Genomic DNA, 12,888 nt, shown 5'->3' on the forward strand with positions numbered 1-12,888 from the left:
TATGATAAAACAATTCCTTTTTTTTCTTTTTCTTTTTCCAATATTTGTTTTCTCGCAAAACGATTCTATTGTGAATGGAAAAATAGTGTCAAATGCAAATGAAGTGGAAGGAATTTTAGTAAAAAACATTTCGAATAATCAAGAAGTTGTAACACAACGAGGAGGATATTTTTCAATTTTTGGAAAGACAAATGACACATTAATCTTTAGTGCTTTCAATTTAAAAGCTGAACCCCATGTTATAACAGATAAAGATTTTGGAGAAAATTTAGTTTTTATAACAATGCAATTAATAAATAATCAGCTTAAGGAAGTTACTATAATTGATTATAAAAATATAAATGCAGAAGCTTTAGGAATTGTTCCCAAAGGACAAAAAACATATACACCAGCAGAGCGTAAACTTAAAACGGCTGGAGAAATGTCGATAGGTTCAGTAATTTCAGTAGACCCGTTGCTTAATTGGATTTCTGGAAGAACCTCAATGCTAAAAAAAGAATTGGAAGTCGAGAAAAAAGAACTGCTTCAAGCTAAAATGACTAATAATTATGAAAGAGAATATATTGTAAATACACTAAAAGTTCCAGAAGAATATGTAGATGGTTTTCTGTTTTATGCCGCAGAGAACGAACGATTTGCAGCAGCTATGAAAGCTAAAAATTATACTATGGCAACATTTGTCTTATCCGAATTGGCATCACAGTATAGAGAATTACAAGGATTTGAAGTGTTAAATACAGTAAATAAAGCCCCTGAAAATTCAATGAATAAACAAAAAGAATAATTACTATTTTTACCAAATGAAAAAGAGTTATAAAATAATATTTTTATTTTTTTGTTTTGCATTGTGCAGCTCATTTGTAGCTCATAAATTTTATGTTTCGGTTACTCAAATTGATTATGTGCCAAATAAGAAAAGAATAGAAATCACTTCTCGAATTTTTATAGATGATTTTGAAAAAGCGCTTACAAAGAAATATAAGAAAAAGCCAAATTTAACTTCAACCAATGAGCTTCCAGAAGCAGAAGAATGGATTAAAGCTTATTTGAAAGAAAAAATTAAAATTTCAATCAATAAAAAACCGCAATCTATAGATTATTTAGCAAGAGAAGTAGAAGGCGATGTGTTAATTGTTTACACTAAAATTGCTATTTCAAAAAAAATAAATACTTTCGAAATCTATAATTCATTATTAACAGAAACATTTGCTGATCAACAAAATATTGTTCACACAAATATTAATAGTAACAAAAAAAGCTTTTTGTTGACTAATACTGAATTAGAAGAAAAAATTGACTATTAAACCGACCATAATATTATGAGAAAATCAATTCTATTAAGTGTTTTTTTATCCATTACAGTTGCTTTTGGATCTTTTGCACAAGAAGTAAAACCTGAAGAAAAAAAACGTGAATCAGGGCATTATGATGAAAATAAATTTCGTCAAATGTATCAAGAAATGGCAACGCCAAATATGTTTAGAACTGCTTCTGGAGCACCTGGGCCAGCATATTATCAGCAAAAGGCAGATTACAAAATGAATCTGGAATTAGATGATAAGAACAAAAAATTATATGGTTCAGAAACGATTACATATTATAATAATGCACCAGAGTCTTTAGAATATTTATGGGTTCAATTAGATCAAAATATTGAAAAACCAGATTCAAAAACGCCTTTAATTGAAAATGAAAGCTTAAATAAATCGATTACTACTGATGGTTTTGCAAAAAAATATATTGAAAAACCATTTCAAGGCGGTTTCAATATAGAATATGTAAAAGACGCAAAAGGCAATCCAATGAAATATACCATCAACCAAACAATGATGCGTATAGATTTACCAAAACCATTAAAAAATGGCGAAAAAGTTACTTTTTCAATAAAATGGTGGTACAATATTGTAAATTACATGGAGCAAGCTAATAACGGTCGTTCTGGTTATGAGCAATTTGCAGATGGAAATCGTTTGTATGTCATGGCTCAGTTTTATCCAAGGATGGCAGTTTATAGCGATGTTGAAGGTTGGCAAAACATGCAATTTTGGGGAAGAGGAGAATTTGCATTGACTTTTGGAGATTATGAAGTCAATATCACAGTTCCTGCGGATCATATTATGGAAGGAACTGGAGTTATTCAAAACAAAAGTGAAGTTTATACAGCTGAACAAATGAAAAGATGGGAACTAGCTCAAAAAACATTTGATAAGCCAGTTGTAATTGTAACACAAGAAGAAGCTACTCAAGCAGAAAAAGGTTTTTCAGACAAGAAAAAAACTTGGAAATTTAAAGCTCAAAATGTGCGCGATTTTGGATTTTCAACTTCAAGAAAATTTATTTTAGATGCTATGGCGGTAGATTTACCAACCAATAAGCCACTTGCTATTTCTATTTATCCAAAAGAGGCAAATCCACTTTGGGGAGATTTATCTACAAAAGCAGTTGCTCATACTTTAAAAACATATTCACATTATACTTTTGATTACCCTTATCCAAAAGCTGTTTCGGTTTCTGCAGAAGATCAAGGTATGGAATATCCAATGATATGCTGGAATTATGGTCGTCCAGATGACAAAGGATTTGTGAGTAATAGAGTAAAATATGGAATGTTAGGGGTAATTATTCACGAAGTAGGGCATAATTTCTTTCCAATGATTGTGAATTCTGATGAAAGACAATGGACATGGATGGATGAAGGTTTAAATACTTTTTTAGAATATTTAACAGAAATTTCTTTTGACCCTAATTTTCCTGTTGATAGGGGTCCAGCTTCAAAAATTGTTCCTTATATGAAAGGAAATCAGCAATATCTAGAACCAATTATGACTAACTCAGAAGGTATTTATAACTTCGGGGCTAATGCCTACGGAAAACCAGCAACTGGTTTGAATATTTTAAGAGAAACGATTATGGGACATGAGTTGTTTGATCATGCTTTCAAAACATACGCAAACCGTTGGAAATTTAAACATCCTACACCAGAAGACTTTTTTAGAACAATGGAAGATGCTTCTGCTGTGGATTTAGATTGGTTTTGGAGAGGTTGGTTTTATTCTACAGATTATACCGATATTGGTGTAAAAGATGTGAAACAATATTATGTTATTGAGCAAGACCCAAAAGAAGCACAACAGCAATTCAACAGAAGAGGAAGAAAAATTGGTGACGGACAATCAATGTTAAAATTGGTTTTAGAAGGATCAACAGAATTCAAACCAGAATTAAAGAATGGTTTTGATGCTTCAAAAGTACAAGCGCTAAATGATTATTTAGCTAAAAATTATACGGCTGAAGAAATTAGCGCATTAAAATCGCCAAGATTTTTCTATGAAGTTGAATTCGACAAACCAGGTGGATTAATTATGCCAATCATAGTTGAGCTTCAGTTTGAAGATGGAACAAGTGAAACACAAGTTTTTCCAGCTCAAATTTGGAGAAAAAATAATGCAACAGCAAGACGCGTATTTGCAACGGAGAAAAAAGTAGTGAAAATTCAGTTAGATCCAAAGTTAGAAACTGCAGATATTGATGTTACAAATAATTTTTGGCCAAAAGCTGAAATGGAATCTAAGTTCGATACTTTAGAAAAAAAATAAATTATTAAAGACTATCTTCGGATAGTCTTTTTTTTGAATACTTTAAGAGTAATCGAAGTAAAACTTTGTAAATTTGCAACATAAATATAGTAATTATGTTTGACGGAATAGGAGAATTATTATTAATTCTAGTTGTGGTTTTAATGCTTTTTGGTTCAAAAGAAATACCTGATATTGCACGATTTTTAGGTAAAACGATGGCGCAATTAAAAAATGCGACTAACGAGATTAAGAGCGAAATTCAAAAAGGAGCTAGAGATAATGGGATGGATTTAGATTCAATTACTGGAGGTGTTTCGGAAGAAATTAATAAAGCAAAAGCGGGTATTTCACAAATGGTGAATCCAATTGAAAATATTGATTTGGGAGTTCAAAATCCTATTCAAGAAGTAAAAGAGAATATTGAAGATATGACAGGACCTATTAAAAGACAATCTTAATTTTGGAACATTTAATTCAACTTGACAAAGATTTGTTTGTTTTTTTAAATGGATTAGGTTCTGAACCTTTTGATGGTTTTTGGAAAATTATTACAAAACAAATTTATTGGTCGCCTTTATTTTTAGCTGTTTTTTATTTGATTCAAAAAAGAATGGGCTGGAAAAATTTAGGGATAATCATACTTTTTCTTGCGGTTCTAATCACATTTACGGATCAAATTACAAACTTATTTAAAGACACTTTTGAACGTTTACGTCCTTGTAATGTTCCAGAATTTGATGGAATAATTCGAGAAGTAATTACAAGAAAATCATTTAGTTTTTTCTCAGGTCATGCTGCCAATTCAATGGCTTCTACCATGTTTGTATATTTAATTATTAGAAAATACTATAGATACACTTTCTTGTTGTTCTGTTTTCCGTTTATTTTTGCCTACAGTAGAATTTACCTTGGATTGCATTTTCCAGGCGATATTTTAACTGGGTATTTGTTTGGGGTAACTTTTGGTTTTGTGTTTTACAGAATGTATTTGTTTTTTAATAAAAAATACAATTTCATTAAAGAACACGACTAACCGTCAAGCCATCACGAATAGGTAATAATACTGTTTCAACTCTTGGGTCTTCTTTTAAAAGTTTATTGTAGTCTAATAAAACTTGAGTGCTTTTGTCGTTCAATTTTACTTCTTCCAGTACTTTTCCGCTCCATAATACATTGTCTGATAAAATAATGCCACCTTTGTTCATCATCGGGACAATTAAATGAAAATAATTCACATAATTTTCTTTATCAGCATCAATAAAAACTAAATCAAATTTTTTGTTCAATGTTGGTATAATTTCAATAGCATCACCTAAATGTTGGATGATTTGAGTACTCCATGGCGAAGCATCAAAATATTTTTTCTGAAAATCAACCAATTCTTCATTAACATCAATAGTATCTATAGTACCATTTACTGACAAGCCTTCCGCTAAACACAAAGCTGCATAACCAGTATATGTTCCAATTTCAAGAATATTTGTGGGATGAATAATTTTAGACAACATACTCAAAACTCTTCCCTGAAAATGTCCACTCAACATTCTTGGTTGCAAAATTTTTTGGTGTGTTTCTTTGTTAAGCTTGGCTAATAATTCAGGCTCGTTTTCTGAATGATTGGCTACATAATCTTCTAATTCTTCGGATATAAAGTGCATGATGAAATCAAATTTTGACAAAAATACAAATTAACAATTAAACGATTTAACATTTTAACCTAACTTTGCACCATGCAAATCGAGAAAAAAGACATACGAGCCCTTACAAAAGAACAATTGCGTAACTTTTTTGTTTCTAACGGAGACAAATCATTTCGTGGTAATCAAGTCTACGAATGGTTATGGCAAAAACGAGCACATACTTTTGAAGACATGACTAATGTGTCTAAAGAAACGCGTGCCATGTTAGAAGCTAATTTTGTTATCAATCACATCAAAGTAGATACATTGCAACGTAGCGAAGATGGAACCGTTAAAAATGCCGTTCGTTTGCATGATGATTTAATTGTAGAATCGGTTTTGATTCCTACTGAAACCCGAACTACGGCTTGTGTTTCTTCGCAAGTTGGTTGCAGTTTGGATTGTAATTTTTGTGCTACAGCGCGATTAAAGCGTATGCGAAATTTGGAACCAGGAGAAATCTACGACCAAGTTGCTGCAATTGATAACGAAAGTCGCTTGTATTACGATAGACCTTTGTCAAATATTGTTTTTATGGGAATGGGTGAGCCTTTGATGAATTATCCAAACGTGATGAAAGCGATTGATATGATTACTTCGAATGAAGGTTTAGGAATGTCTCCAAAACGAATTACAGTTTCTACTTCTGGAATTCCGAAAATGATTAAAAAAATGGCAGATGATGAAGTCAAATTCAAACTAGCGGTTTCATTACATTCTGCTGTGGAGGAAATTCGTAACGAAATCATGCCTTTTACTAAAAACTTTCCTCTTACTGATTTGCGTGAAAGTTTGGAATATTGGTACAGAAAGACTAAAAGCAAAATCACTTACGAATATGTAGTTTGGAAAGGAATCAATGATGATAAAAAATCGATTGATGCTTTAGTGAAGTTCTGTAAATATGTACCATGTAAAGTAAATCTTATCGAATATAATCCTATTGATGATGGGATGTTTCAACAAGCATCTAATGAAGCAATTGATTTCTATATTTCTGCTTTGACGAAAAGTAATATTGTGGCAAAAGTGAGAAGAAGTCGTGGGAAAGATATTGATGCGGCTTGCGGTCAATTAGCGAATAAATCGTAAAAAAGTGAACGAGTAGCAAAATGTTTTAAAAACTTTCTTACTTTTGTTTACTAATGAAAATAACCGAACAAATAAAGCTGCCTATCGCTCCAGAAATGGAACTTTTTGAAGAAAAGTTTCGTGATGCGATGTCTTCAAAAGTAGCTTTGTTAAATAGAATTACACACTATATCGTTAACCGAAAGGGAAAACAAATGCGACCAATGTTTGTTTTTTTAACTGCTAAAATGGTTTCTGGCGGTTCAATTAATGAACGTACTTATCGCGGTGCTTCTGTAATTGAATTAATTCATACCGCAACATTAGTACATGATGATGTGGTTGACGATAGTAACAAACGTCGTGGTTTTTTTTCCATAAATGCACTTTGGAAAAATAAAATAGCAGTTTTAGTGGGCGATTATCTGTTGTCGAAAGGATTGTTACTTTCCATAGACAATAATGATTTTGATTTGTTGAAAATCATTTCTGTTGCTGTTCGTGAAATGAGTGAAGGTGAATTGCTTCAAATTGAAAAAGCTCGCAGATTAGATATTACAGAAGATGTTTACTACGAAATCATTCGACAAAAGACAGCTACTTTAATTGCTGCTTGTTGTTCGCTTGGAGCTTGTTCTGTTGCTCCTAATGATGCTGTGTTGGTAGAAAAGATGCGAAAATTTGGTGAACTTATCGGAATGGCTTTTCAAATTAAAGATGATTTGTTTGATTACACTGATGATGCTATCGGAAAACCAACTGGAATTGATATTAAAGAACAAAAAATGACATTGCCATTAATTTATACTTTAAATCATTGCACAGCAAAAGAGAAAAGTTGGGTTATAAATTCAATTAAAAATCACAATAAAGATAAAAAAAGAGTAAAAGAAGTAATCGCATTTGTAAAACAACAAAACGGATTAGCTTATGCCGAACAAAAAATGGTTCAATTTCAGCAGGAAGCACTTTTATTACTTCAAGATTTCCCTTCTTCTCCTTATAAAGAAGCACTTACTTTGATGGTGAATTATGTGATAGAGAGAAAAAAATAATATTTGAATCAAATATTATTTTTTCTCAGAGTTATTTTTTGTTTCAACCTTTTTTTCTTTGCTTGTTGTTTGTTTAAAGAAATTTTGAACCCAATAATTTACATCATATGCAGTAGGTTCAAAGCCTTTTGTTTTTATGTAACCGTTATAGTATTTTAAAAATTCATTTAGAGGAGTGTCCATTTTTTTATTTAGTTAGAGAGTTTTATTTTTTTATATTAGTTAGTCTGTTTTTCTTTTGTTTGTATGGAAATTTAAGCGAAACTACTGTCATTTCATCAATCTTACTCGAAATAGAAATTGTTCCATTTAATAATTCTGTGAATTGTTTAGCAATAATTAAACCTAATCCTGAACCTTGAATAGTAGAAGTATTACTTCCTCTATAAAATGATTTGAAAAGGTGTTTTGTTTCTTTTGGGATAATTCCAATACCAAAATCTATAATTTGAATTTTGAAGTATGATTGATCAAAATCTATTTTTAAGATAGGATTTGAACTTCCTTTAGAATATTTAAAAGCATTCGAAATTAAATTGTTTAAAATGTGTATTAAAAGACTTTCATCTGACAAGATTGGTTTTTCAGTTCCAGTCATCTCAAAGATTAATTTTCGATTGTCTTTTTCATTATTAAAATAAGTTTCTATTAGTTTTTCTATAAAATCAGAAAGTAAAATTTCTTTAATTTCAATTTTTAAATTATTAGATTCATATTCTCCAAAAACCAAGATGTTATTCATTAATTCAGTCATTCTGTTGACTTCATTGCCAATTCGGTTGGTAATTACTTCAACATCATCTTTAATAATTACTTTCTTAGTGTTAATTTTATAATTTAAAAGTTCAACATTAGAAAAAATTACAGAAAGAGGTGTTCTAAACTGGTGTGAAGCCATGGTAACAAACCCTGATTTTAATTCATTTAATTCTCTTTCTTTCTCTAAAGCTAATTTGATTTCTTCTTGGTCTTTAACTCTTTCAGTAATATCTCTACTTGAAGTTTGTACACCTATGATTTCTTTGTTTGAATTTAAAATTATATTAGAAGAAGTTTCGCACCAAATATATTCTTGGTCTTTTCTTCTTACTCTAAAAGTCATGATTTCATTTTTAAAATTCAAAATATTTTTATGTTGAATTTTAATACGTTCTAAATCATCTGGATGTAAAATTAAATAAGGGCTTTTGTTTAAAAGTTCATGAGGTTTATAACCAATTAATTTTTCGCAATTACTAGAAACATAAGTTACTATTCCATCTGGACGATGTTGCATGATCAAATCGGAAGTATTTTCTGCAATGAACCTAAATTTTTGTTCTGAAATTTCTAATTCATTTTTTAAGCTTATAGTATCATTAATATCTGTGATACTTCCAATAGCAATTTTTTTATTATTTCTAATATCTGTTTGTATGGTTAAAATAAGAAGTACCCAAATTTTATGACCATTTTTTTTAACTAATTGTGCTTCAAATAATTTGGTAGAGCTACTTTCTTCTAGTTGTTTTTCGATAATTTCACTAGTAATATTCTCGAAATAATCAAATAGATTTTGGTGGATACATTGATTAATTTTATATCCAGTGGTTTTTTCCCATTGGCTATTTAAAAAAATGATATCTCCATTTAGTTCGGTTTTAAAAATTACTTCGGCTAAACTATTTACAAGATGATCATATTCATTTCTTTGTTGTGCTAATTCAATTTCTTTTTCCTTTATCTCGCTAATATCAATGTGTGTTCCTACAATTTTTGTTGCTACACCAAAATTATCAGTTATCATTATTCCGGAATATTTTATCCAAACATAATGTCCTAATTTATGGAGCATTCTAACAACGCCAGAATAATTGTCACTAATTTTATTGATATAATTACTAAGATTTTGTTCAATTTCTGATAAATCATCTGGGTGAATTCTATTTCTCCATGTTTCAAATGATTCTTCCAATTCTTCAGGAGTAAAACCAAGCATTTCAAACCAATAGTAAGTGAATTTAACACCTCCTGTAATAATATTCCACTCCCATTTAGCTTGTTTAGAACTCTTCATATAGAAATTGAGTTCGTCTAATGCGCTTTCGAGTTCAAAATGTACTTTATCTTGGTTTAATCGAATTCCAATATTTCTAGCTACGGTATGTATTACATTAACCTCTTCCTCTTGCCAAATTCGTTCGGTTTCACAATCGTCAAATCCAATCCATCCCCAAAATTCATCGTTTGAAAAAATGGGAGTAAATAAGTAAGATTTAATCCCTTGCATTTCCATTGTTTCTCTAAAAAGTACATTTTCGCTTTCACGAACAAGACCGTATAAGGGAAGATTTTGGATTAAGGTTTCAAGTAGTCCAGGAAAAACATCATAAGGTATGCCACTTAATTCAGGATTACCAATAAATGGTGTAACATCTTTTTTGCACCATTCATATTCATAATTTAGAATTAATACGCCATCTTTAATCTCATTTTTAAAAATATAGCATCTATCAACTAAGGTATTGCTTCCTAATGCAGTAATACATTCTTGTAGCGCATGAGTAATACTATACTCTTTGAGTAAGTGATTATTTGCTTCTGAGATTGCTTTAAGTAGATGGTTCATTTTAGATAGGGACTAATAGTAATAGAAAGATTTTATTTCTTTAAATTTGTATGTAAATTATTATTAGGAATAAAGCATTTCTATTAAGTTTTGTTGAACAAACTTATATTAATTTTCTTTAAATATGTTTCTGTGTACGAATGATTAAAAGTAAATTATTTATAATTTAAAAAATATTAAACTAAATTTACCTTATGAAGAAAAAAGCATCTAAAATATTATTAATTGAAGACGACATTTCATTAGGGCAAACAGTTTCTGAATTGTTAGAAGTGAATGATTATGAGGTTAAATGGTGTCAAAATGGGCTAGAAGCTTATCATTATTTAGAAACTAAAATGCCTGATATTATTGTATGTGATTTAATGATGCCAATAATGTCAGGAGAAGAATTGTTTTTTAAAATTAGAAAACTAAAAAAATATGATGAGATTCCGTTTTTGATTATTACTGCTGATATGACTTTTGAAACAAAATTAAAACAACTCGAAAATGGAGTGAATGATTTCATCAATAAACCATTTAAAATTCAGGAGTTAATATTTAAGATTAAAAATTTTCTTCAATATAAAGAAACTTTGATGAAGCGAACTATTCAAGATCCTTTTTCAAAAGTAACTATAAAGCTTAAAAACAAAAACTTCTTTGAAAGGTTGAATGAGGTAATTATTAAAAATATTAAATCAAACATCACTATTGAAAAAATTGCGTCAGAGTTATTTATTAGTAAATCTGCTTTAGACAAAAAGATAAGAAGAGATAAACAGGTTAATACTACTAAATATATAAGAGAGTTTAGAATTGAATATGCAATCCGCTTAATTGAAGCTGGAGAAACTAATGTACAACAACTTGCGGATTCTTGTGGATTTAATTCACTTTCTTATTTTTCTATTAGCTTTAAAGAATACACAAATACTTCACCAAAAAGTTACATAAAAAAGAGAAATCTTAATTAATTTTCATACAACCCTATTGCTTTTTTTCTCGTCTATATAATTATAAACACATTTTAAATTATATAGTATGAGAAAGATATTTTTTACATTTATTCTTTTAAGTTTTTCATTACATGCTCAAGTAAAAAATGAAGTGTTTTTTAATACTTTACAAAAGGTTGAAAACACAGATTTTTATGTTTCGTCTTACGAAAACCATTCAAAAATGAGTTCAAATACTCATAATAACAATCAAATCCTTATTGTAAATGCTAAACTTGATGAGGTGAAAAATATTGTTTTACCTTTGAATGAAAACATTAATAAGGTCAAGACGGACTGTATATTATTGTTTAAAAATCAAAAATTTATATTAGTTGAAACTTCTTTTGAAAACGAAAAATCTGTAAAGTTGTCTTCTAATTATTCAAGAAATTTATATTTGATTGATTTGGTCAATTTTAGCTTAATCAAATTAAATAATGATTGGTCAACTATAATAGATTACGAACTTTCAGAAGAAAATAATAAATTAATAATCATTCAGAAGAGTGTTTTGAAAAGTTCTGAAAATCAAATGATTATTATTAATTTTGATTTAAAAACCGGAGATAGAAAAGAAATTTTCAAAATAAATTAACCTTCATACAACCATTTTAAAATCATTCACGTCTATGTTTATAGAAGTATATTTTACTGAACACTTTTTATGAAAGTTATCCAGTTACATCAAGAAGAAAAGCAATTAATTGTGTTGGCTGTCGAAAATAATCGGCAAGCACAACAGCAGATTTATGCTAAGTTTTCTTCCAAAATGTTAAGTGTTTGTCGTCAATATATAAAAGACATTCACCATGCAGAAGATGTAATGATTACCGGATTTATGAAAGTGTTTACCAATCTAAAAAATTTTGAACACAAAGGCAGTTTTGAAGGTTGGATTCGAAGAATTATGGTGTATGAATGTATCGATTTTCTTCGGGTGAAAAAGAACAATTTCAATCATCAAGATATTGAAGATGTTACGATTAGCGAGAACGAATCGGTGTATGAAATGGAAGATTTTTCGGTAGATGACATTCAAAATATGATTGACAATTTGCCCGATGGTTACAAAATGGTGTTTAATTTATATGCGATTGAAGGCTACAAACATCAGGAAATAGCCGAAATGCTCAAAATAAGTGAAGGAACATCAAAATCGCAATTATCACACGCCCGAAAGTTATTGCAACAACAAATCACCGACTTAAAAAACAAATTAAATGGAACCAAATAAAATAGATAATCAAATAAGAGAAAAGCTGAATGCTAGAGAAATTCAGCCGTCTGCTCAAGCTTGGGACCGATTAGATGCGATGCTTACGGTTTCAGAAGAAAAAAAGCCAAAGAAAGGTTACGGATGGTTTTTTGTAGCCGCTTCTACGATACTTTTTTTCGGATTGGGATTTTTTCTTTTCAATTCAAACGAAACGACAGAAATTAATAATTCAATACCAATTGTAACAACTATCAACGAAGAAATTGATACGATTGAAACCAATAAAATAAATGAAATTTCTGTTGAAAATGTAAAGCCTGTTTTGGTTCAGAATGAAATAAATAATTCAAAACAAACTAGAAATATAAAATCAGTTGAAACAAATAAAGTGACAAAGTCAGAAAGTGTTTTGGAAGAAAAAATCACGCCTAACATCCAACATTCAACACCCAACACTTACAAATACGTTTCTCCAGAGAATTTATTAGCCGAAGTTCAAACAGGTGAAAAAATAATCACCTCAGATAAAAAAATAAGTCCAAAATCTAAAATGAAAGTAGATGCTAATTCGTTGCTAACAAACGTTGAAAAAGAATTAGATGAAAATTACAGAGAAACTACTTTGGATAAATTAAATAGAAAATTTCAAGATGCTAAATCAGCATTAGCCAATAGAAATTACGAATAAACAAAAATCA

At 29.7% G+C, this 12,888-nt stretch carries 13 protein-coding genes; 11 read left to right on the plus strand and 2 right to left on the minus strand.

The genetic code is table 11. The features are described from left to right. Window positions 1-70: 70 nt before the first annotated feature. The 5 genes from G4L40_RS06845 (at window position 71) to G4L40_RS06865 (ending at window position 4,611) form a co-directional block, all read left to right on the plus strand. Window positions 71-784, plus strand: coding sequence for a hypothetical protein (locus G4L40_RS06845; RefSeq protein WP_166236461.1), 714 nt, complete (start codon window positions 71-73; stop codon window positions 782-784). A gap of 16 nt (window positions 785-800) precedes the next feature. Further along, on the plus strand, window positions 801-1,304 hold the full coding sequence (locus G4L40_RS06850) for a DUF6702 family protein (RefSeq protein ID WP_166236462.1): 504 nt from the start codon (window positions 801-803) through the stop codon (window positions 1,302-1,304). A gap of 15 nt (window positions 1,305-1,319) precedes the next feature. Further along, the gene (locus tag G4L40_RS06855) at window positions 1,320-3,596 is read left to right on the plus strand and encodes a M1 family metallopeptidase (RefSeq protein ID WP_166236463.1); all 2,277 of its coding nucleotides are present in this window, start codon (window positions 1,320-1,322) and stop codon (window positions 3,594-3,596) included. Window positions 3,597-3,691: 95 nt separating this feature from the next. After that, window positions 3,692-4,036 (plus strand): twin-arginine translocase TatA/TatE family subunit, encoded by a 345-nt coding sequence (locus G4L40_RS06860; RefSeq protein ID WP_166236464.1) that lies wholly within the window; start codon window positions 3,692-3,694, stop codon window positions 4,034-4,036. Next, window positions 4,036-4,611 carry a phosphatase PAP2 family protein gene (locus G4L40_RS06865; RefSeq protein ID WP_166236623.1) on the plus strand — a complete coding sequence of 192 codons (576 nt, stop codon included), beginning with the start codon at window positions 4,036-4,038 and terminating at the stop codon, window positions 4,609-4,611. Before G4L40_RS06860 ends, G4L40_RS06865 begins: the two co-directional genes overlap by 1 nt. On the opposite strand, the gene G4L40_RS06870 is transcribed toward G4L40_RS06865, so the two are convergent. Then, on the minus strand, window positions 4,595-5,236 hold the full coding sequence (locus G4L40_RS06870) for an O-methyltransferase (RefSeq protein WP_166236465.1): 642 nt from the start codon (window positions 5,234-5,236) through the stop codon (window positions 4,595-4,597). The two genes, G4L40_RS06865 and G4L40_RS06870, sit on opposite strands and share 17 nt — an antisense overlap. 72 nt (window positions 5,237-5,308) lie before the next feature. Here G4L40_RS06870 and rlmN point away from each other — a divergent pair, with 72 nt between their 5' ends. Both rlmN and G4L40_RS06880 read left to right on the plus strand, forming a co-directional pair. Continuing rightward, the gene (gene rlmN, locus G4L40_RS06875; RefSeq protein WP_166236466.1) at window positions 5,309-6,349 is read left to right on the plus strand and encodes a 23S rRNA (adenine(2503)-C(2))-methyltransferase RlmN; all 1,041 of its coding nucleotides are present in this window, start codon (window positions 5,309-5,311) and stop codon (window positions 6,347-6,349) included. Window positions 6,350-6,402: 53 nt separating this feature from the next. Further along, complete coding sequence (locus G4L40_RS06880; protein WP_166236467.1) at window positions 6,403-7,383, plus strand: polyprenyl synthetase family protein; 981 nt, start codon at window positions 6,403-6,405, stop codon at window positions 7,381-7,383. Window positions 7,384-7,588: 205 nt separating this feature from the next. Here the strand turns inward: G4L40_RS06880 and G4L40_RS06885 are convergent, their stop codons facing one another. Further along, window positions 7,589-9,991: a PAS domain S-box protein gene (locus G4L40_RS06885; protein ID WP_166236468.1), complete on the minus strand. Its 2,403-nt coding sequence runs from the start codon at window positions 9,989-9,991 to the stop codon at window positions 7,589-7,591. Window positions 9,992-10,185: 194 nt separating this feature from the next. Here G4L40_RS06885 and G4L40_RS06890 point away from each other — a divergent pair, with 194 nt between their 5' ends. The 4 genes from G4L40_RS06890 to G4L40_RS06905 all read left to right on the plus strand — a co-directional run bounded on the left by G4L40_RS06890 (window position 10,186) and on the right by G4L40_RS06905 (window position 12,878). Continuing rightward, complete coding sequence (locus G4L40_RS06890; RefSeq protein WP_166236469.1) at window positions 10,186-10,950, plus strand: response regulator transcription factor; 765 nt, start codon at window positions 10,186-10,188, stop codon at window positions 10,948-10,950. Between the two features lie 67 nt (window positions 10,951-11,017). Then, window positions 11,018-11,569 carry a hypothetical protein gene (locus G4L40_RS06895; RefSeq protein ID WP_166236470.1) on the plus strand — a complete coding sequence of 184 codons (552 nt, stop codon included), beginning with the start codon at window positions 11,018-11,020 and terminating at the stop codon, window positions 11,567-11,569. Window positions 11,570-11,638: 69 nt separating this feature from the next. Beyond that, complete coding sequence (locus tag G4L40_RS06900) at window positions 11,639-12,208, plus strand: RNA polymerase sigma factor (protein ID WP_166236471.1); 570 nt, start codon at window positions 11,639-11,641, stop codon at window positions 12,206-12,208. Continuing rightward, entirely contained in the window at window positions 12,195-12,878 is a 684-nt protein-coding gene (locus tag G4L40_RS06905; RefSeq protein ID WP_166236472.1) for a hypothetical protein, read from the plus strand. The genes G4L40_RS06900 and G4L40_RS06905 overlap by 14 nt, the downstream gene beginning before the upstream one ends. Window positions 12,879-12,888 lie beyond the last annotated feature (10 nt).

Origin of the sequence: Flavobacterium celericrescens, assembly GCF_011392075.1 — a bacterium.
In the GTDB taxonomy this organism is placed as follows: domain Bacteria; phylum Bacteroidota; class Bacteroidia; order Flavobacteriales; family Flavobacteriaceae; genus Flavobacterium; species Flavobacterium celericrescens.